We start from the raw sequence: 20,334 nt of genomic DNA, 5'->3' as shown, positions 1-20,334 counted from the left end.
CCGGAGTGCTCAGGCCCGGCAGGCGGGCCCTTCGGAGGCACCGGGCTGTCCCGCGGCCAGCGCCCGGCCGAGCACCGCGCGCTGCAGGGGCAGCACCTCGGCGTGCCGGGCGCGGCCCAGGTCCGTCAGGGCGACCTCGACCCCGCGCCGGTCCTGGCTGCACATGCCGCGCGTGACGAGGCCCTCCTTCTCCAGGCGGGCGACGAGCCGGGACAGCGCGCTCTGGCTGAGGTGCACGCGGGACGCGAGCTCCTGGACGCGGTAGGAGGAGCCGGTCCCCTCGGCCGCGGCGTCGGCCAGGGCGTCGAGAACCTCGAAGTCGCTGGCGCCGAGGCCGTAGGGGTGCAGCTCACGGTCGAGCTCGCACGTCGTACGGGCGTGCAGGGCGCGCACGCCGTGCCACTGCTCCACGAGCGCGCGCTCGGAGTTCGTCGCAGCCATGGGGTCACGTTAGCAAGAGGTGCCTTTCCTTGCAACGGAATTAAATGCGCTTGCATTCAATGCAAGTGCATGGAACTGTGCTCCGCATGACCTCTCCGCTCACCGCTTCGTCCCCCGCGCCTCAGGAGCGCTGGACCCCGCGGCTGTGGGGCACCCTGCTGGTGCTCTGCGCCGCGATGTTCCTCGACGCCCTCGACGTCTCCATGGTCGGCGTCGCCCTGCCGTCCATCGGCGCCGACCTGGGCCTGTCCACCGCCACCCTGCAGTGGATCGTCAGCGGCTACATCCTCGGCTACGGAGGCCTGCTCCTCCTGGGCGGCCGGGCCGCCGACCTCCTCGGCCGCCGCCGCGTCTTCCTGATAGCGCTGGCCGTCTTCGCGCTCGCCTCACTGCTCGGCGGTCTCGTCGACTCCGGGCCGCTGCTGATCGCCAGCCGCTTCATCAAGGGCCTCAGCGCCGCGTTCACCGCGCCCGCCGGGCTCTCGATCATCACCACCACCTTCAAGGAGGGGCCGCAGCGCAATCGGGCCCTGTCCATCTACACGACCTGCGCCGCCACCGGTTTCTCCATGGGCCTGGTGCTCTCGGGCCTGCTCACCGAGCTGAGCTGGCGCTGGACGATGCTGCTGCCCGCGCCGATCGCCCTCGTCGCCCTCGTCGTCGGCCTGCGGATGATCCCGCACAGCGACCGCGAGGACACCCGCGGCGGCTACGACCTGCCGGGCGCCGTCACCGGCACGGCCGCGATGCTGCTCCTGGTCTTCACCGTCGTCGAGGCGCCCGAGGCGGGCTGGGCGTCCGCCCGCACGCTGCTGTCGTTCCTGGCGGCCGCCGTCCTGCTCGCCGCCTTCGTCGCCATCGAGCGGCGCACCGCGAGCCCGCTGCTGCGGCTGGGCGTGCTGCGCTCCGGCACGCAGCTGCGGGCCCAGCTCGGCGCGGCCACCTTCTTCGGCTCGTACGTCGCCTTCCAGTTCATCGTGACGCAGTACATGCAGGGGCTGCTCGGCTGGAGCGCGCTGCAGACCGCGCTCGCCTTCCTGCCGGCCGGCCTGCTGGTGGCGCTCTCCTCCACCAAGGTCGGTGACGTGGTGGACCGGTTCGGAACGCCGCGGGTGATCGCGACCGGCTTCGCGCTGCTCGTCGCCTCGTACGCCATCTTCCTCCAGGTCGACCTCACCCCCCGGTACGCGGCCGTCGTCCTGCCGTCGATGCTGCTGCTGGGCGCGGCGTGCGCGCTGACCTTCCCGTCGCTCAACATCCAGGCGACGAACGGCGTGGACGACGACGAGCAGGGCATGGTCTCCGGCCTGCTGAACACCTCCGTCCAGGTGGGCGGCGCCGTCTTCCTCGCCGTGGTGACGGCCGTGATCACGGCCGGCGGCGCCGAGGGCGGCTCCCGGCAGGCGGTTCTCGACAGCTTCCGGCCCGGGCTGGTGGTGGTCACCGCCATCGCGGCCGTGGGCCTGCTCATCACCCTGACCGGCCTGCGCCGCGGTCGTACGCCGCAGCCGTCGGTCGTGATCGCCAAGTCGGCGACGCCGGTGAGCCCGGAAGCGGTGGAGGCCGCGGAAGCCGCCACCGTAAGGAACTGACACCACGACAGGGCGGCGCGGCCGGTGGGCAATCCTCTTGCCCACCGGCCGCCCGCTTGTGAGACTGCCGGACATGGGGACCAGGACGGCCGGGACGGCCAGGACGCAGGCGCAGCGCGACGCCATGACCATCGAGATCGGCTACGCCCTGCTGACCGGCGTCTTCGTCGCGGCAGGGCTCTTCTGCCTGGTGGCGGCCCCGGTGATCGCCTTCGACCTGGACGGCGGCGCCGAGCGGGCCGTGCTGGTCGCGGCCGCCGCCACCGCCTGCCTGGGGTTCGTGGCCCGCGTCGTACGCGTGCTGTGGCGGTTCGGGGACGGGCGGTCGGCCGGGCCGGGGGCGTAGGCCGGTACGGCGCGTGCTCCCCTCACGCGGCGGCCTCGCTCAGGCCGGCGCGGCGGTGCAGTCGGCGCAGCGGAGCCGGTGCCCACCAGTTGGCGCGGCCCGCCAGGCGCATGGAGACCGGGAGCAGCACCACCCGGATCAGGGTCGCGTCCACCAGGATCGCCAGCGCCGTGCCGACGCCCAGCTCCTTGAGGAAGACGACACCTCCGGTCGCGTACGCCGCGAAGCTCAGCGCCAGGATGCCCGCGGCCGCCGTGATCAGCGGGGCGCTGCGCCGGATGCCCGCGACCACCGCGCGCTCGGTGTCGCCGGTGCGCTCGTACTCCTCCTTGATCCGGGCCAGCATGAACACCTCGTAGTCCATGGACAGCCCGTACACGACGCAGAACATCAGCACCGGGATGCTCGGCTCGATCGAACCGGTCGGGGTGAAGCCGAGCAGGTCGGCGAAGTGGCCGTCCTGGAAGACGTACACCAGGCAGCCGAACATCACCGACAGGCTGAGCAGGTTCAGCACCGTGGCCTTGGCGGGCAGCAGCAGGCTGCCGGTCATGAGGAAGAGGATCACGAAGGTCGCGACGAGGATCAGCGCGATGACGACGGGCAGCCGGTCCAGAAGGGTGGCGCGGAAGTCGGTCGTCTCGGCCGGGTAGCCGCCGACGAGCACACCGGGCGGTCCCGCCACCGCCCGCACCCGCTCCACAAGGGCCGGGACGTCGCCGTACATGGCCTCCTGGGTGGGGACGACGCCGATCCGTACGGCCCCGCCGTTCGGGGCGTGCTCCGGCGGGTCGACCTGGAAGACGCCGGGGACGCGGGCGAGTTCGGCGGCGTACGCGGTGAGCTCCGCGGGCGTGGCCGGGCCGTCCACGACGACCTGGAGGACGTCGGTGGGCTCGGCCGCGTACGTGCGGTGGATCGTCTCCGAGGTCGTACGGGACGGCGTCCCCTCGGGCAGCGTGCGCTCGTCCGGCAGGCCGAAGCGCAGGCCGAGGACCGGGGAGGCGGCGAGGAGGAGGACGCCGAGGACGGCGGCGCCGCTCAGGACGGGCTTGCGCATGGCGCGCAGGGCGACGCGGTGCCAGAGCCCCGTCCGGGCGGACGGCGGACGCTCCATGCGGTGGCCCCAGCGGGCCAGGGCGGCGGGCAGGACGACGACCGCTCCGGCCACCGCCGTCAGGACGACGAGGACACCCGCGTACGCGAAGGAGGAGAGGAAGAAGAAGGGGAAGACCAGCAGCGCGGAGAGCGAGACCGCGACGGTGACGCCGCTGAAGATGACCGTGCGGCCCGCGGCGGCGGTGGCGCGGACGGCGGCGTCCTGCTGGTCGCGTCCCGCGGCGCGCTCCTCGCGGTAGCGGTTGATGACGAAGAGGCTGTAGTCGATGCCGAGGCCGAGCCCGAGGACCAGCGCGATGTTGGCGGCGAAGGTGGAGACGGGCGTGACCTGTGCCAGGGCGCGCAGCCCGGCGAGCGTGCCGACGACCGACAGCAGGCCGACCGCGACCGTGACCAGGGCGGCGGCGGTGCGCCGGTAGACCAGGACGAGGAGGAGCAGGACGGCGGGCAGGACGAGCGCCTCGGCGGTGAGGAAGTCCCGCCGGGCCTGCTCGCCGACCTGCCGGGAGATCTCCTCCTGGCCGCCGACCTGCACGGTGAGGTTCGGGGTGGTGCGGGCCAGGCGGGGTGAGAGGGTGGCGAGTTCGGCGCGGGTGGCGGTGGCGCTGCCTTCGAGGCGGGCGAGGACCAGCGCGCTGCCGCCGTCTTCGGCGCGCAGGGCCGGGCTGCCGCCGTCCCAGTACGAGTCGACGTCCGTGACCATCGGGTGGCGGGCGAGCTCGGCGGCGAGCGCGCGGGCCTCGCCGGCGGCCGCGGGCGCGTCGACATCGCCCCCGCGGGCGGTGACGAGGAGGGCGAGGTTGGGATTGCCGGTGGCGAACTCCGCGCGCAGGATGCCGGCCGCGGCGACGGACTCGGTGCCGGGCGCGTCCCAGCGGGCCAGTTGGAGGTCGGCCTGGGCGCCCGCGCCGTAGGCGGCGAGACCGGCGAAGAGGAGGGCGGCGGCGAGCAGGACGGCGCGGCTGCGGCGTACGGCGAGACGGCCGAGGCGCGTCAGGGGGCCCGAGGGGTGCGGGGGTTGTTCCTTCATGGTGCGTACGGTCGACGCGGCCGCTGGAAGGGCCGCTGGAAGGCCCGCTGGAAGATCCGCTGGAACCCGGACCGGGAACGGGCCGGGATAGGCTCGCGGGCATGGGTGAGGGGATCCGTTACCGTTTCGAACTACTCGGCCCGCTCAGGGCGTCGCGGGGTGGCGAGGAGGTCCCGCTGGGCCCGCCGAAGCAGCGGTCCGTGCTCGCCGTGCTGCTCCACCAGGACGGCAGGGCGATGTCGTACGGGGCGCTCGTCGAGGCCGTGTGGGGCGCCGAAGTCCCCGCGCACGTACGGAACCTGGTGCAGAAGTACGTCTCCGGGCTGCGGCGCGCCCTCGGGGGCGGGGCCGGTGGGCCGGAGCTCACCTGGACCGGGAGCGGGTACCGGCTCAGCGGCGCGCGGATCGACGACGTGGCGGAGCGGCGCACCCTGGTCGACGCGGCGGTCGCGGCGCGGGACGCCGGGGACCGGGCGCGTGCGGACGAACTCGTGCGGCGGGCCGAGGGGTTGTGGCGCGGCGAGTACGCCGAGGGGCTGTCGGGTCCGTATCTGGAGGCCGAGCGGCGGCGCTGGGCGGAGAAGCGGCTGCTGGTGCTGGAGGCGCGGCTGGAGTCCGAGATCGAGCGGGGGCGCGCGTACGAGTGCGTCCACGAGCTGGTCCGCCAGGTCGCGGCGCACCCGCTGCGGGAGGGGCTGGCCGCCCTGCTGATGCTGGCCCTCTACCGCGCCGGGCGCTCCACCGACGCGCTCCTGGCGTACGAGGACGCGCGGCGGCGCATCGCCGAGTCCATCGGCGCGGACCCGGGCCCGGCGCTGCGCGACCTGCACCAGCGGATCCTGCGCCAGGACCCGGCGCTCCTGCCGGCCGGCGGCACGGGCTCCGGCGGCACGCGTCGCTCCGGCGGCGCGGTGGCCGCCTAGGCGCGGCGGGCTGGGCCCGGCGTGGGGCGGAGGCCCGGCCGGCCGGGGTCTCGCCGCTCCGGGTGCGCCGCGCGATGCGCGCGGGTGTAGCGATGGCCTTCGTCGGGAAGGCCGGGAAGGCCCTCACGCCCACGAGGGCGACCGGACACGCCCCTTGTGGGCGGACGGGTTCAGGTCAGGTTCAGCCCGCCGTCGAGAACGATCACCTCGCCCGTCAGGTACGAGCCGGCGATCAGCGACGCCACCAGCTCGGCCACGTCGGCGGGCCGCGCCGGACGGCGCATGGGCGCGTGCTCCCGCCACAGTTCGTGCGCCTGCGCCCAGTCCTTCGTCATCGGCGTGTCCACCAGCCCCGGCGCGACCGCGTTGACCCGCACCTCGGGGCCGAGCGCGGCCGCGAGCAGCCGGGTCACGTGGTTGAGCGCGGCCTTGCTCGCCGCGTACGGCACCGACGCGCCCTTGGGGCGCACCCCGGCGTGGCTGGTGATGTTCACGATGCTGCCGCCCCCGGGAGACCTGCGCAGCGCCGGAAGTGCCGCCGTGCACAGCACCCAGGGCGCGATCAGGTTGACCTCCAGCAGGTGCCGCCAGTCGGCCGGCGTCGCCGCGGCGAGGTCGTCATGCGGGATCCGCCGGCTGATGCCCGCGTTGTTCACGAGGACGTCCAGCCGCCCGTACCGGCCGAGCGCCGCCTCGACCAGCCCCCGGGCCTCCTCCTCCACCGCCAGGTCCGCCTGTACGTACGTCCCGCCGAGCTCCGCGGCCAGCGCCTCCCCGGCCTCCGCGCTGTGTCGCGAGTGCACGACGACCCGCATCCCGTCCATGGCCAGCCGCCGCGCGATGGCCTGACCGATGCCCGACGTGGACCCGCTGACCAGGGCGACGGGCGCATCCGCTTGTTCGATCCTCATGCCGGCGGATCATGTCACGGCGGCCGTCGCGCCCCGCCCGCCGCGAGAACGGGGCCCACGCGACAGCCCCCGTCGCGTCAGTCCCTCGTCCCGTCAGCTCCCGTCGCGTCAGCCCTCGATGCGGCGGTCCAGGGCGTCCAGGGCCCGGCGCGCCACCCCGTGGGAGCGGATGATGCCGGCCAGCGTCGTCACACCGCGGGTGATGTCCGCGAAGGCGTGCCACGCCGGACGGAAGCCGGTGATCGCCGCGTGCAGCAGACCGGGGCGGCGCTCGAACAGCGTCAGCATCCGCCGGCCGACCGCCATCTCCACGCCGAGGCCCGACTTGATGGCGAACGCGTAATTCAGCGCCTGCCGCCGCGCGTCCACCGCGTCGTGGGACTCGGCGATCCGCACCGCCCACTCCCCCGCGAGCCGCCCGGAGCGCAGCGCGTACGAGATGCCCTCGCGGGTCCACGGCTCCAGCAGCCCGGCCGCGTCGCCGCACACCAGCACCCGGCCCCGCGACAGCGGCGAGTCGTCGCTGCGGCAGCGGGTCAGGTGGCCCGAGGAGAGGGCCGGTTCGAAGCCGGCGAGCCCGAGGCGGGCGATGAAGTCCTCCAGGTACCGCTTGGTCGCGCCGCCTTCGCCGCGTGCCGAGATCACACCCACGGTGAGGGTGTCGCCCTTCGGGAACACCCAGCCGTAGCTGCCGGGCATCGGACCCCAGTCGATGAGCACCCGCCCCGCCCAGTCCTCCGCGACCGTCGGCGGCACCGGGATCTCCGCCTCCAGCCCCAGGTCGACCTGGTCGAGCTTCACGCCGACGTGGGCTCCTATGCGGCTGGCGCTGCCGTCCGCGCCGACGACCGCCCGCGCGAGCACGACCTCGCCGTCGGCCAGGACCACGGCGACCGTGCGCCGGTCCGGCACGGCGGTGCCGTGCTGCTCGACGCGCGACACCGTGGCACCCGTACGCAGCTCGGCGCCGGCCTTTTGGGCGTGCTCGACGAGCGCGGCGTCGAACTCCGTGCGGTTGACCAGCCCGAACAGCATGCGCCTGGAGCGGCGCGTCCGCGTGAAACGGCCGTTCATCGAGAACGACACGGCGTGCACCCGGTCCTGGAGCGGCAGCTCGAAGCCGGGTGGCAGCGCGTCGCGCGAGGGGCCGATGATGCCGCCGCCGCACGTCTTGTAGCGGGGCAGCTCCGCCTTCTCCAGGAGCAGCACCCGGCGGCCCGCGACGGCCGCCGCATAGGCCGCGGAGGCCCCGGCCGGCCCCGCCCCGACCACGACGACATCCCACACCGGCGCGGAGTGCTCGTTACCGGCGTCTGCGTTCTCGCTGCTCACGATGTGCTTCTGCTCCTGTCCCGACGTCCGGCCGATCCCGGCCCGTGCCCATGATCTCGATCGCATCCTACGGCTCGGGCCCGCGCCACCCCCTGTGGGAGGATCGGTCGTGCGTTCGCCCGTACGCGTACAACGGTCACCACCGTCAGTCCAACGTCGCACCTACCAGGAGCGTGCCCATGTCCGCCAGCACCACCGACCCGACCGCCGCGCCGATCGCCGAGACCGTCGCCTCCCTCATGCCCCGCGCGAAGGCGGAGCTCGCGGAGCTGGTGGCGTTCCAGTCGGTGGCGGACCCGGCGCAGTTCCCGCCGAGCGAGTGCGAGGCCGCGGCGGCCTGGGTGGCGGACGCCCTGCGCGCGGAGGACTTCCGGGACGTGGCCGTCCTGGACACCCCGGACGGTTCGCAGGCGGTGTACGGGTACCTGCCCGGTCCGGCGGGCGCCCCGACGGTCCTGCTGTACGCGCACTACGACGTGCAGCCGCCGCTCGACCTGGCCGGCTGGGTCACTCCGCCGTTCGAGCTGACCGAGCGCGAGGACGGCCGCTGGTACGGCCGCGGCGCCGCGGACTGCAAGGGCGGCGTCATCATGCACCTGCTCGCGCTGCGCGCCCTCAAGGCGAACGGCGGGATACCGGTCGGCGTCAAGGTCGTCGTCGAGGGCTCGGAGGAGCAGGGCACGGGCGGCCTGGAGCGGTACGCCGAGGAGCACCCGGAGCTGCTGGCGGCGGACGCGATCGTCATCGGCGACGCGGGGAACTTCCGCGCCGGTCTGCCCACCGTGACGGCGTCGCTGCGCGGGATGACGATGCTGCGCGTCCAGGTGGACACGCTGGAGGGCAACCTCCACTCGGGGCTGTTCGGCGGGGCCGCGCCGGACGCGCTGGCCGCCCTCATCCGCGTCCTGGACTCGCTGCGCGCCGAGGACGGTTCGACGACGGTGGACGGGCTGGCGGCGGACGGCCGGTGGGAGGGGCTCCGGTACCCGGAGGAGGACTTCCGCAAGGACGCGAAGGTGCTCGACGGGGTGGGCCTGATCGGTCACGACGCGGTCGGCGACCGCCTGTGGGCGCGCCCGGCCGTGACCGTCATGGGCATCGACTGCCCGCCCGTGGTCGGGGCCACGCCGTCCGTGCACGCCTCCGCGCGGGCGCAGATCAGCCTGCGGGTGCCGCCGGGCCAGGACGCCGCGGAGGCGACGAAGCTGCTGGCGGCGCACGTGGAGGCGCACACGCCGTGGGGTGCGCGGGTGTCGGTGGAGCAGGTGGGGCAGGGGCAGCCGTTCCAGGCGGACGTCACGAGCCCCGCGTACACCTCCATGGCGGAGGCGCTGCGGGCGGCCTACCCGGGTCAGGAGATGCAGGCGGCGGGCATGGGCGGCTCCATCCCGCTGTGCAACACGCTGGCCGCGCTGTACCCGGAGGCGGAGATCCTGCTCATCGGGTTGAGCGAGCCGGAGGCGCAGATCCACGCGGTGAACGAGAGCGTGTCGCCGGAGGAGCTGGAGCGGATGTCGGTCGCGGAGGCGTGCTTCCTGGTCAACTACGCCCGCTCCAAGCGCGGCTGAGCCGTCCCGGCCGGCCGCGAACGGAAGCCGCGCACAGCGGAAGGCCGGGGCGCGGGCCCGGATCGTGCACACGCCGGGCCGCACGCCCGGCCTGAGCCGTGCCGGCGAAGCAGCGCCCGCCCGTCCGTCCGGGCCCGCCGCTCAGCCCACCGGGATGCCCGCCTCGAGGTTCAGCACGGTGCCGCGTTCGCGGGCGCGCAGGGCCCAGCGGAGGCGTTCGTACCGGACCGGGGGCAGCAGGCCCGAGGCCTCCTCCTCGGTGACGAAGCGCCAGCCGCGCAGCTCGGCTCCGGGCAGCAGGACGCCGGCGGCCTGGGCCCCGGTGAGGCGGCCGCCGTCGAAGAGGAGGCGCAGGCCGCCGTAGCCGGGCGGGCGGGGCGGTTCCCAGTCGACGAGCAGCAGTTTCGGTACGGCGTCGAGTTCGAGCCCTATCTCCTCGGTGACCTCCCGCATGCCGGCCCGGGCCGGGGGCTCGCCCGGCTCCACGACCCCGCCGGGGAACTCCCAGCCGGGCTTGTAGGTGGGGTCGACCAGCAGCACGCGGTCCTGTTCGTCGAAGAGCAGCACCCCGGCCGCGAGCGTCTCTCCGGTCGGCTCCGGCGTCTGCACGATCTCGCACGCGCCGACCGCCTCGCCGCGCACCGCCTCGGCGATCGCCGCGGCCGTCTCGTACGGAGTGAGGCGGCCGTTGTCGACGGCGTACGCGTCCGAGCCCAGCCAGCCGCCGAGTGCGGCGCGGAAGGGCTCGATATGGGCGTACGCCCACTGCCGTACGCGCTCGTTGCCGTCCGGGTCGCCGTCGAACTCCCGGCGCTCGGCGATACGCCTGCGCAGGATCGTTTCGTCCTGTGTCAGAACGACATGGTGTACCGCGATGCGACGGGAGGCGAGCCCGCCGAAGATCTCGTCGCGGTACTCCTGTCGCAGCAGGGTCATGGGTACCACCAGCACCCCGCCGACCTCCGCGAGCAGCGCGGCCGCGGCGTCGACGACCAGCCGCCGCCACATGGGCAGGTCCTGGTAATCGGTCACCTCCGCGAGACGCTTCTGCGGCAGCAGCCGGCCCAGCGCCCCGCCGATGACCTCGGGGTCGTACAAGGTGCTGTTCGGGATCAGATCGATCAGTTCGCGCGCGGTACTGGTCTTGCCCGCACTGAACGCACCGTTGATCCAGACGATCACGGCTCCCCCTCCTCCGTAGCCCCCAGTGGCTTTGCCCGCACCACACTGCCATGGAAACCCGCGGCCGGACAGACCGGCGTAGACAGTGTCTACGCCGGTCTGGTAGACACCGTCCATGACGGAGACGACCTCAGGGCTGCGGGCCCGTTTGATCGAGACCGGCGTCGAACTGCTGAACAGTGAGGGGATCCCGTCCCTGACGCTGCGTGAGATCGCCCGGCGGACAGGGGTGTCGCACGGCGCCCCGCGCCGCTACTTCCCGACCCACCTGGCCCTGCTGTCGGCCATCGCCCGGGAGGGCTTCGCCGAACTGGCCGAGAAGGTGGGGGCGGCCCTCGACACCGACGGGGCGGCGGCTGCCGCGACGCCTCGGGAGCGGCTCCTGGTCCTGGGGCGCCTGTACCTGGACTTCGCGCGGACCCACCCCGGCATGTTCGAGCTGATGTTCCGCCACGACCTGCTGGAGAGCGGCGTGCTGGGTCTGCGCGAGACGACGCTCCCCCTCTTCGACGTACTCGTGGACCTGGTCGGCCGCGCGCGCCCCCGGAGCGAACCGGCGCCGGCGGTCGTCGCGGGCGCACTGTGGGCGAACCTGCACGGCATCGCGCAGTTGTGGCGCTGGGGCAGCCTGCCCCTCGCGACCGGCTGCGACGACGTGGAGCCGCTGCTGCGCGCCGCGCTCGACGCGCATCTGGGCAGGGAGACGGGACCGGAAACGGCAGCGGTGACGGGGCCGGAGGGCCGGTGAACGTGCGACGCCCGCAACGGCTGATCCTCACGGGCAGTGTCGCCGGGGCGGCGATCGTCGCCCTGGACGGAACCGTGCTGACCGTCGCCCAGCCCACCATGGGGCGCGACCTGCACGCCTCCTTCACCGAGGTGCAGTGGACCAGCACCGGCTACCTCATCGCCGTGGCGAGCCTGCTGGTGTTCGCCGGACGGCTCGGCGACCGGTACGGCCACCAGCGGCTCTTCGCCGTGGGGATCCTCGGCTTCGGCGCGGCCTCGGCGGGCATCGGCCTCGCGCCCGGCGTGCGCTGGGTGATCGCCCTGCGGGTCGCCCAGGGCGTCTTCGGCGCGCTGCTGCAACCGGCCACGCTGGGCATGCTGCGCGCGGCCTACCCGCCCGACCGGATCGGTCGGCCGCTCGCGCTGCGGACGGCCGTGATCGGCCTGGCGGCCGCGGCGGGGCCGGTGGTGGGAGGAGTGCTGACCACGCAGTTCGGCTGGCGGGCCGTGTTCCTCCTCAACGTCGTCCCGGCGGTCGCGATCGGCGTGGCGGCGCTCACGGTGCGCCTGCCGGAGCGCGCGCGCCGGCGCGCGGTGGGGCTCGATCTGCCCGGCGCGTGCCTGCTGGCCCTCACGCTGGTGAGCCTGGTGCACACTCTCGTCGGCATTCCGGCGGCCGGCTGGACGGCGGCGACGGCACTGGGGCTCGTCGCGGCGGCGGCCTGCGGCGGCGCGTTCCTCGTGCACGAACGGCGTACGGCGAACCCGCTGCTGCCGCCGGAGGTCCTCGGGTCGGCGACGGTGGCCACGGCGCTCGCCGTCCTGCTGGCGGCGTCGGCGTCGCTGTTCGGCGCGCTGTTCGTCGGCACGTATCTCCTCCAGGAGGTCCTGGCCATGGACCCGCTGGGCAGCGGCCTCACGGCACTGCCCCTGGCCGTGATGATGGTCCTGAGCGCGGCGGTCGCGGACCGGCTGACACGCCGCCTCGGGCCACGCCGGTCGACCGTGTCGGCGATGGCGCTGCTCACCCTCGGGGCCCTGGCACTGTCCTGGCTCGCCGTCACCGGAACGGATTCCGGTTACGCGGCCGGTGGTGGCTTCCTGCTCCTGGGCGCCGGGTTCGGCACGGTCATGGTCACCGCCACCGCCGTCCTCGTACGCCATGCGCCGGTCGAGTACGCCGGGGTGGCGGGCGGGTTGCAGCAGACGGCGATGAACGTCGGGCCCGCGCTCGGCGTCGCCGTGGCGACCATGGTGATGGCCCTGGCCGCGCCGGGCGGCCGGCACGGAACCGGCGCGCCGGGAACCGGCGGGCCGCGGTCGGCGTGGGCGGCCGAGGGCCTCACCACCGCGATCGGCGTGACGCTCACCGTCCTCGCGGCCGTCGCCGCGGCCGGGGCGCTGTGCGCGACGGCGCTGCCCGCGCGCGAGAGCGGGAGCGCAAGCGAGCGGCCGGGGCGCGGAAGCCCGGCCGGGAGCCGCGCGAGCGCCGGCTCCGGCGTCGGCGCTCACGCTCGGGCTCGGGCTCGGGCTCGCGCTGAGGGCCGGTGACGGCCTACGGGCAGCTGGGCGTGGGGCTCAGTTCCGCGACACCGGCGAACGGGATGTCGATGCCCCGCCCCTGAACCTGGATGCGGAGGCTCCCGTCGCCGCCGCCCGGGGCCAGGGTTCCGCAGAACGTACCCGCCGACGTCGTCACCCGCAGCAGGTGTCCGGACGGCGCGGCGGGCTCGGGCCGGGGCTCGGGCGAGGGCCACCACGCCGAGGCCGCCGCCGTGGCGACCAGCACGACGGCCACGAACGTCAGGGTCAGTCCGGCGCGCAGCCGGCGAGCCGCCCGCCCCTGCGCCTCAGCCGGGCCCTCCGGCCCCGCCGCCCCCACCGCCATCGCCCCGGGCAGCGGCCATGCCACGCGCGCCACCAGGTACGTCGCCCAGCACGCCACGGCGAGCGCCACCAGGACCAGGACACCCGCCGCCTCCTCGACGGCGCGCGGCACCGCCGATCCGCCCCCGCCACTGCCACTGCCACTGCCACTGCCACTGCTCTTGAGCACCCCGCAGATGCCGATGAATCCGAAGACCGCGAGCTGGACGGTGTGCCAGCCACGCGCGGAGGTCTGCAGGTCACTCATGCCGCGAATGTTACTCTCTGTGCCGATAACAGCACCTTGTGTCGTGAGCAGCTCGCCCCTTGAAGGGCGGTTCGACGGGAGCGCGCGTGAAGATCGCCTGCGTCGGTGGAGGGCCCGCCGGTCTCTACTTCGCCCTCCTCATGAAACGCCTCGACCCGTCGCATGACGTCACCGTCCACGAGCGCAACCCGGCCGGTTCGACGTACGGCTGGGGGGTGACGTACTGGCCGGGACTGCTCGACAAGCTCTACGCGTACGACCCCCCGTCCGCGCGCGCCGTCGCCGAGCACTCGGTCCGCTGGAGCGGCGGCGTCGCGCACGTCCGCGACGCCACCACGGCCCACCACGGCGACGAGGGCTTCGGCATCGGCCGCCACCACCTCCTCGACGTCCTCGCCGGCCGCGCCCGGGACCTCGGCGTACGGCTGGAGTTCGAGGACGAGGCGGCGGCGGACCCGGGAGCCGGCGGACCGCAGTCCGACGCGGATCTGATCGTCGCCGCGGACGGGGTGCACAGCACGCTGCGCGACCGCCACGCCGGCCACTTCGGCACCGAGGTGGCCGTGGGGCGCAACATGTACGTCTGGCTCGGCACCACCAAGGTCTTCGACGCCTTCACCTTCACCTTCGTGGAGACCGCGCACGGCTGGATCTGGTGCTACGCCTACGGATACGGCGAGGACCGCAGCACCTGCGTCGTCGAGTGCTCGCCCGAGACCTGGCGGGGCCTCGGCCTGGACCGGGCGAGCCATGCCGAGGGGCTGGCGCTGCTGGAGGAACTGTTCGCGAAACCGCTGGACGGCCATCGGCTGATCGGCCGGGCGCACCCCGACGGCAGCGCGCAGTGGCTGAACTTCCGCACCGTCACGAACCGGACGTGGTACCGCGACAACATCGTCCTGGTCGGCGACGCCGCCCACACCACGCACTACTCCATCGGCGCGGGCACCACACTGGCGCTGGAGGACGCGATGGCGCTGGCGGGAGCGCTCCGCGCGTCACCCGCGCTCCAGCCGGCCCTCGCCCGCTACGAGCGGGAACGGCAGGCGGCCCTCCTCCCCCTCCGCAGCGCCGCCCGGTACAGCGCGCAGTGGTACGAGAACCTGCCGCGGTACGTGAACCTGCCGCCGCCGCGGATGTTCGCGCTGCTGGGCCAGCGGCACTCGCCGCTCCTCCCGCACGTCCCGCCCCAGCTGTACTACCGGCTCGACCGGGCGGCCGAGCGGCTGGAGGCGCTGCGCAGGCTCAAGCGGTGGCTGGGGCCGCGGGTCGCGGGCACGCTGCAGGCCGCCCGCTCCCGGTAGCCCCGGCCCGGGTACGTGGCCGCCGGGCCCCTCAGCGGCTGAGGCTCGCCGCCGTGGCCGCCGTCCCGGACGGCCGGTGCGGGGCGGCTGCCGCCGCGGCGCCCAGCAGCCCCGCGTCGGTGCCCGTGAGCGCCGGGGCCACCGTCAGGCGGCGCACGAAGGAGAGGGTGGCGTAGTCGCCCAGGGCCCGCCGCAGCGGCGCGAACAGCACCTCGCCGGCGCCCGCCACTCCCCCGCCGATCACCGCGACCTCGATCTCGACGAGCGTCGCGGTGGCGGCTATCCCCGCGGCGAGGGCCTGGGCGGCGCGCTCGAAGGACGCGACGGCGACCGGGTCCCCGGCGCGCGCGGCGGCGGCCACCGCGGCGGCCGTGGCGTCGCCGTCGGGGCCGGGCCGCCAGCCGTTGCCGAGGGCGCGGCGGGCGATGTTGGGGCCGCTGGCGATCCGTTCGACGCAGCCGCGCGACCCGCACGGGCAGGGGTCCCCGTCCAACTCGACGCTGATGTGGCCGATGTGGCCGGCGTTCCCGGTGGGGCCCGCGTGGAGCCGGCCGCCCAGGACGAGTCCGCCGCCGACGCCGGTGGAGACCACCATGCAGAGCGCGTTGTCGTGGCCGCGGGCGGCTCCCTGCCAGTGCTCGGCCGCGGTCATCGCCACACCGTCCCCGACGAGCTGGACGGGCAGGCCGCCGGTCGCCCGGCGCACCCGCTCGACGAGGGGGTAGTCGCGCCAGCCGGGGACGTTGACGGGGCTGACCGTACCGGCGGAGGCGTCGACCGGACCCGCGCTGCCGATGCCGACCGCCGTGACGGCGGCCCACAGCGGTGAGGCGGTGAGCTGGGCCAGGACCGCCTCGACGGCGCGCATCACCGTCTCGCCGTCCTCACGCGCCGGGGTCGGCCGCTGGGCCCGTACGAGAATCCCGCCGTCGCCGTCCACCAGGGCACCGGCGATCTTGGTGCCTCCGATGTCGAGCGCGGCGGTGAGGTCCGAGTGCATCGGCGTGTGGTCCCCCGTGAGAGCTGTCAGTTACTGGCGCGTACCTACGCGTACCCGCGAGTACCTGCGAATACAGACCTTGTTCAGGAAGAGTCTGCCTCAGTACGCCAGCGTTGACAACGTTGTCCAGGGCCTATGCTCGACGCCAACAGGCTGATACACCCGTCCATCTCACTATCCGAACACTCGTCTCACCCGACCATCCGACCGTCGGACCATCACATCCGACGCCCCGACCCCGACCCCCGGCCCTCCGACGCCTAGACCCCGACTCCGACCCTCCGACCCTCCGACTTTCCGACGATGACGACAGGAAGCAGGAAGCGCACTGTGGCCCAGACCGCCCGCCGCCCCGACCACCGCTACGGCACCCGGCCCACCATGAAGGACGTGGCCGCCCGCGCGGGTGTCGGACTCAAGACCGTCTCCCGCGTGGTGAACGGCGAGCCGGGCGTCACCCCCGACACCGAACGCCGCGTCCAGGAGGCCATCGAGGCGCTCGGCTTCCGCCGCAACGACAGCGCGCGGGTGCTGCGCAAGGGACGCACCGCCTCCATCGGGCTGGTCCTGGAGGACCTCGCGGACCCGTTCTACGGGCCCCTCAGCCGTGCCGTCGAGGAGGTCGCCCGCGCCCACGGGGCCCTCCTGATCAACGGCTCCAGTGCGGAGGACCCGGACCGGGAGCAGGAGTTGGCGCTGGCGCTCTGCGCGCGCCGCGTGGACGGGCTGATCGTGATCCCGGCCGGCACCGACCACCGGTACCTGGAGCCGGAGATCAGGGCCGGTGTCGCCACCGTCTTCGTGGACCGCCCGGCCGGGCGCATCGACGCCGACGTGGTGCTCTCCGACAGCTTCGGCGGCGCCCGCGCGGGCGTGACGCACCTGATCGCGCACGGGCACCGCCGGATCGGTTTCATCGGCGACCAGCCGCGCATCCACACCGCCGTGGAGCGGCTGCGCGGCTACCGGGCGGCGATGGAGGACGCGGGGCTGGCGGTGGACGACTCCTGGGTCTCGCTCGGTTCGACGGAACCGGAGCGCGTGCGGGGCGCGGTCGCCGCGATGCTGGCCGGGCCGGAGCCGGTGACGGCGCTGTTCGCGGGCAACAACCGCGTGACGGTGACGGTGGTACGGGAGCTGGCCGGGCGCCCGCACCCGGTGGCGCTGGTCGGTTTCGACGACATCGAGCTCGCCGACCTGCTGGGCATCACCGTCATCGCGCAGGACGCGGCGGCGCTGGGGCGCACGGCGGCGGAGCGGCTCTTCCGGCGGCTGGACGGCTCGGACGACGCCCCGGCGCGAGTGGTGCTGGAGACGACGCTGATCCCGCGGGGCTCGGGCGAGATCGCGCCGCCGTCCTCCTGACGCGGGCCGGCCGTCTGGGCCGGCCGGCCAGCCGGCCCAGACGCCCTCGCCGCCTCCCTGCCTACCTGCCTACCTGCCTACCTGCCGGTCAGCACACCGGCAGGCCGGGCACCGGCGCGTCGTTGTCACCGCCCCGGATGTAGACGTCGCTCACCCACACTCCGGCGTTGCCGCTGTCGTCGTCCGTCTTGGCCCACCACACGTTGGTCCACTCGCCGTGGGTCTCGCGGCGGCCGAGGTTCGACTGGCAGAAGAAGTAGTTGGTGCCGGCGTTGAGGACACCCGCCTCGCTGCCGTCGGCGCGGTACGACTTCGCCCTGGCCCACACCTGGCAGTTGTACTTGCCGCCGCCGATGGAGTGGCACACGGGGGCGGGCGCGGAGGAAGGCGCGGGGTCCGCCCCGCCGCCCCCGCCCGTGTCCGTACCCCCGCCCGTGCCGCGCGTGGGCGGCTTGCGCGTCGGCGCGGGCGACGGGGAGGCGTCGGGCGCCTTCGCGGACGGGGTGCCGGACGCCGGTGTGGCGGCGGACTCCGACGGCTCGGCGTCGTCGCCCGGTGTCGCGGCGGCGGAGGGTGACGCCCCGGCGCCCTGGTCGAGCGCGCGACCGGGGTCGCGCGTACCGGACGTGGGATCGGCCTGACCTCCCACGAGCGCCTGTCCGCCCGTCGGCTGGTCGCGCTCCATGAGGACGTACGTCACGCCTCCGCCCGCCAGCAGGACGGCCGCGGTCGCCACGGCGACGAGGAGCCTGCCGCGGCTCTTGCGACGCGTCGCCGCACGCTCCGCCCGCCCGGCCGCCGGAACGGCCGTCGGAGCGGCCGACGGCCCCGGTGCCGGCCCCGGGCCTGCACCCGCCGCCGACACCGGAGGCACCGGACCCGGACCCGCGGCGGGCGGCGGGCCGAAGCCCTGCGGCCGGTGCGGCACGGCGTTCAGCTCGGTGGGCACGTACGCCGACGGGGGCGCCGTCCGGGGCGCCCGCCCCTCCCCCACCTCCGCGAGGAGCCGTGCCGCCGTCGCCGCGTCCGGGCGCCGCGCGGGGTCCTTGTCCATGAGCAGTCGCAGTACGGGGCCGAGGGCCCCCGCGCGCTGGGGCTCGGGCAGCGGCTCCGCGACGATCGCGCTGAGCGTCGACCACGCTGACGTACGGCGGAAGGGCGAGGAGCCCTCGACCGCCGCGTACAGGGTGGCGCCGAGCGCCCAGATGTCGGAGGGGGGTCCCGGCTCGTGGCCCTGGGCGCGCTCGGGGGCCAGGTAGTCGAGCGAGCCGACGATCTCGCCGCTGCGCGTGAGGTGGGCGGTGGAGCCGTCGCCGGGGTCGTCCATGGCGGCGATGCCGAAGTCGGTCAGGACGACGCGGCCGGTGCGGTCCAGCAGGACGTTGCCCGGCTTGACGTCGCGGTGCAGCACGCCGACCGCGTGGGCGGCGCCGAGCGCCTCCATGACGCGGGCCCCGATCGCGGCGGCCTCACGCGGGTCCATGACGCCGCGCTCGGCGAGCACGTCGTCCAGGGAGGGCCCGTCGACCAGTTCCATGACGATGACGGGCCGGCCCTCGTGGTCGGCCACGTCGTGGACGGAGATCACCCCGGGGTGGCGTACGCGCGCCGCAGCCCGGGCCTCGCGCTGCATCCGCAGCCGCAGGTCGGCGAGCTCGTGCCCGGAGGAGTCCGTGTACGTACGGAGCTCCTTGAGGGCCACTTCGCGGCCCAGCACCTCGTCGAGCGCGCGCCAGACGACGCCCATGCCGCCGCGGCCGAGCTGCCGGATGACCCGGTAGCGCCCGGCGATCAGTTCGTTCTCCCCCGAAGACACCGCTGGCCCGTCCCCTGTGTCGCGATTCCCGTCCGAATACGCGTACAGAGTACGGGCCAGCGGTGACAGCCCCGGCGCCTACTGGGCCGTGGCCGTCAGATCCCCGCGCCGCGGAGCGGCGAAGCCGTCCAGGTCGGCGCGGGAAAGTCCGGTGAGGCGGGCGACCTCGTCGGTGTCGAGGGCGCCGCAGTCGATGCCGCGCAGCAGGTAGGAGCTGAGGGCCTTGGCGGTGGCGGGCTCGTCCATGACGTCGCCGCCGGCGTGGTTGGCGTACGCGGCCAGGCGCTTGGCGGCCTGCTCGAAGCCCTCGCGGTAGAAGGCGAAGACGGCGGCGTAGCGGGTCGGGAGGTGGCCCGGGTGCATGTCCCAGCCCTGGTAGTAGGCGCGGGCCAGGGCGCGGCGGGTGAGGCCGTAGTGGAGGCGCCAGGCGTCGTGGACCTTCTCGGTGGGGCCGACCGGGAGGACGTTGGTGGAGCCGTCGGAGACGCGTACGCCGGTGCCGGCGGCGGCGACCTGCATGATCGCCTTGGCGTGGTCGGCGGCCGGGTGGTCGCTGGCCTGGTAGGCGGCGGAGACGCCGAGGCAGGCGCTGTAGTCGAAGGTGCCGTAGTGGAGGCCGGTGGCGCGGCCCTCGGCGGCGTCGATCATGCGGGCGACGGTGGCGGTGCCGTCGGAGGCGAGGATGGCCTGGCTGGTCTCGATCTGGATCTCGAAGCCGAGGCGGCCGGCGTCGAGGCCGTGGGCCTTCTCGAAGGCCTCCACGAGCCGGACGAAGGCGCTGACCTGCTCGGCGTAGGTGACCTTGGGCAGGGTGAGGACGAGGCCCTCGGGCAGCCCGCCGCGCTCCATGAGGCCGGTGAGGAAGACGTCGGTGGTGCGGATGCCGCGGTCGCGTACGGCGGCCTCCATGCACTTCATGCGGATGCCCATGTACGGCGCGGCGGTGCCCTGTGCGTACGCCTCCGAGATCAGGCGGGCGGCGCGGGCGGCGTCGGCGTCCTCGTCCTTGCCCCCGTACCCGTCCTCGAAGTCGACGCGCAGGTCCTCGATGGGCTCGCGCTCCAGCTTGGCCCGTACGCGCGCGTGGACGTCGTCGGCGAGCTCGTCGGAGAGGCCGAGGACGGCGGCGAGGGAGGCGGCGTCGGGGGCGTGCTCGTCGAGCATGGCGAGGGCCTGGTCGCCCCAGGAGCGGATGGTGCCCGCGTCGAAGACCTCACCCGGTACGTAGACGGTGTGGACGGGCTGGCGGGTGCCGGGGTCGCCCGGGTAGCGGCGGGCGAGCTCCTCGTCGACCGAGACGAGGGAGGCGCTGATGCCCTCGCTGACCGCTCCGGCGAGGCTCGTCGCCACCTTCTCCTGCTGACCCTGACCCATTCCCACACCCTCCACTTTCCACTACACGGAAACAACAATCCGTATGGTGAAGTTAATGGGTGTCCGTGACCTGCGTCAATGGTCCCTCCAACGGGCCGGGGGGGGGGGGGGGGGGGGGGGGGGGGGGGGGGGGGGGGGGGGGCAGGAAAAACAGGGGGGGGAATTCTT

The 20,334-nt window shown here is 74.6% G+C and carries 17 protein-coding genes; 8 read left to right on the top strand and 9 right to left on the bottom strand.

Annotation, left to right across the window (positions count from 1 at the left end):
- Nucleotides 1-9 precede the first annotated feature (9 nt).
- Nucleotides 10-441, bottom strand: a complete 432-nt coding sequence (locus ACZ42X_RS20470; RefSeq protein ID WP_468291791.1) for a MarR family winged helix-turn-helix transcriptional regulator — start codon at nucleotides 439-441, stop codon at nucleotides 10-12.
- Between the two features lie 86 nt (nucleotides 442-527).
- On the opposite strand from ACZ42X_RS20470, the gene ACZ42X_RS20465 reads away from it, so the two are divergent.
- The gene (locus tag ACZ42X_RS20465) at nucleotides 528-2,033 is read left to right on the top strand and encodes an MFS transporter (protein ID WP_468291788.1); all 1,506 of its coding nucleotides are present in this window, start codon (nucleotides 528-530) and stop codon (nucleotides 2,031-2,033) included.
- Nucleotides 2,034-2,106: 73 nt separating this feature from the next.
- Nucleotides 2,107-2,379 (top strand): DUF6332 family protein, encoded by a 273-nt coding sequence (locus ACZ42X_RS20460; protein WP_468291785.1) that lies wholly within the window; start codon nucleotides 2,107-2,109, stop codon nucleotides 2,377-2,379.
- Between the two features lie 22 nt (nucleotides 2,380-2,401).
- Here the strand turns inward: ACZ42X_RS20460 and ACZ42X_RS20455 are convergent, their stop codons facing one another.
- Nucleotides 2,402-4,528, bottom strand: coding sequence for an MMPL family transporter (locus ACZ42X_RS20455; RefSeq protein WP_468291782.1), 2,127 nt, complete (start codon nucleotides 4,526-4,528; stop codon nucleotides 2,402-2,404).
- Between the two features lie 101 nt (nucleotides 4,529-4,629).
- Between ACZ42X_RS20455 and ACZ42X_RS20450 the strand changes: the two genes are divergently transcribed.
- Entirely contained in the window at nucleotides 4,630-5,451 is an 822-nt protein-coding gene (locus ACZ42X_RS20450) for an AfsR/SARP family transcriptional regulator (RefSeq protein ID WP_468291779.1), read from the top strand.
- Nucleotides 5,452-5,621: 170 nt separating this feature from the next.
- Here ACZ42X_RS20450 and ACZ42X_RS20445 read toward each other — a convergent pair whose 3' ends face one another.
- Both ACZ42X_RS20445 and ACZ42X_RS20440 read right to left on the bottom strand, forming a co-directional pair.
- The gene (locus ACZ42X_RS20445; protein WP_468291776.1) at nucleotides 5,622-6,362 is read right to left on the bottom strand and encodes an SDR family NAD(P)-dependent oxidoreductase; all 741 of its coding nucleotides are present in this window, start codon (nucleotides 6,360-6,362) and stop codon (nucleotides 5,622-5,624) included.
- 108 nt (nucleotides 6,363-6,470) lie between these two features.
- Nucleotides 6,471-7,694, bottom strand: a complete 1,224-nt coding sequence (locus tag ACZ42X_RS20440) for a geranylgeranyl reductase family protein (protein WP_468291773.1) — start codon at nucleotides 7,692-7,694, stop codon at nucleotides 6,471-6,473.
- A gap of 179 nt (nucleotides 7,695-7,873) precedes the next feature.
- On the opposite strand from ACZ42X_RS20440, the gene ACZ42X_RS20435 reads away from it, so the two are divergent.
- Nucleotides 7,874-9,262 (top strand): M20/M25/M40 family metallo-hydrolase, encoded by a 1,389-nt coding sequence (locus tag ACZ42X_RS20435; protein ID WP_468291771.1) that lies wholly within the window; start codon nucleotides 7,874-7,876, stop codon nucleotides 9,260-9,262.
- 141 nt (nucleotides 9,263-9,403) lie between these two features.
- Here ACZ42X_RS20435 and ACZ42X_RS20430 read toward each other — a convergent pair whose 3' ends face one another.
- On the bottom strand, nucleotides 9,404-10,444 hold the full coding sequence (locus ACZ42X_RS20430) for an NUDIX hydrolase (protein WP_468291769.1): 1,041 nt from the start codon (nucleotides 10,442-10,444) through the stop codon (nucleotides 9,404-9,406).
- Between the two features lie 115 nt (nucleotides 10,445-10,559).
- Here ACZ42X_RS20430 and ACZ42X_RS20425 point away from each other — a divergent pair, with 115 nt between their 5' ends.
- Nucleotides 10,560-11,192: a TetR/AcrR family transcriptional regulator gene (locus ACZ42X_RS20425; RefSeq protein ID WP_468291766.1), complete on the top strand. Its 633-nt coding sequence runs from the start codon at nucleotides 10,560-10,562 to the stop codon at nucleotides 11,190-11,192.
- Nucleotides 11,189-12,724, top strand: coding sequence for an MFS transporter (locus ACZ42X_RS20420; RefSeq protein ID WP_468291763.1), 1,536 nt, complete (start codon nucleotides 11,189-11,191; stop codon nucleotides 12,722-12,724). Before ACZ42X_RS20425 ends, ACZ42X_RS20420 begins: the two co-directional genes overlap by 4 nt.
- Before the next feature lie 4 nt (nucleotides 12,725-12,728).
- Here the strand turns inward: ACZ42X_RS20420 and ACZ42X_RS20415 are convergent, their stop codons facing one another.
- Entirely contained in the window at nucleotides 12,729-13,307 is a 579-nt protein-coding gene (locus ACZ42X_RS20415; protein ID WP_468291760.1) for a hypothetical protein, read from the bottom strand.
- An 86-nt stretch (nucleotides 13,308-13,393) separates the two neighbouring features.
- Between ACZ42X_RS20415 and ACZ42X_RS20410 the strand changes: the two genes are divergently transcribed.
- Nucleotides 13,394-14,611: an FAD-dependent monooxygenase gene (locus ACZ42X_RS20410; protein ID WP_468291757.1), complete on the top strand. Its 1,218-nt coding sequence runs from the start codon at nucleotides 13,394-13,396 to the stop codon at nucleotides 14,609-14,611.
- Between the two features lie 31 nt (nucleotides 14,612-14,642).
- Here the strand turns inward: ACZ42X_RS20410 and ACZ42X_RS20405 are convergent, their stop codons facing one another.
- On the bottom strand, nucleotides 14,643-15,611 hold the full coding sequence (locus ACZ42X_RS20405) for an ROK family protein (RefSeq protein ID WP_468291754.1): 969 nt from the start codon (nucleotides 15,609-15,611) through the stop codon (nucleotides 14,643-14,645).
- A gap of 381 nt (nucleotides 15,612-15,992) precedes the next feature.
- Here ACZ42X_RS20405 and ACZ42X_RS20400 point away from each other — a divergent pair, with 381 nt between their 5' ends.
- Nucleotides 15,993-16,976: a LacI family DNA-binding transcriptional regulator gene (locus tag ACZ42X_RS20400; RefSeq protein ID WP_468292420.1), complete on the top strand. Its 984-nt coding sequence runs from the start codon at nucleotides 15,993-15,995 to the stop codon at nucleotides 16,974-16,976.
- 88 nt (nucleotides 16,977-17,064) lie between these two features.
- On the opposite strand, the gene ACZ42X_RS20395 is transcribed toward ACZ42X_RS20400, so the two are convergent.
- Together ACZ42X_RS20395 and ACZ42X_RS20390 are read right to left on the bottom strand one after the other, a co-directional pair.
- A complete protein-coding gene (locus ACZ42X_RS20395) occupies nucleotides 17,065-18,792 on the bottom strand; it encodes a serine/threonine-protein kinase (RefSeq protein WP_468291751.1) in 1,728 nt (575 codons plus the stop codon).
- Between the two features lie 78 nt (nucleotides 18,793-18,870).
- A complete protein-coding gene (locus ACZ42X_RS20390; protein WP_468291748.1) occupies nucleotides 18,871-20,166 on the bottom strand; it encodes a DUF6986 family protein in 1,296 nt (431 codons plus the stop codon).
- Nucleotides 20,167-20,334 lie beyond the last annotated feature (168 nt).

Source organism: Streptomyces sp. NPDC030862 (assembly GCF_055571835.1).
The sequence above is the reverse complement of the archived record's forward strand: the minus strand, read 5'-3'. Positions and strand labels throughout refer to the sequence as shown.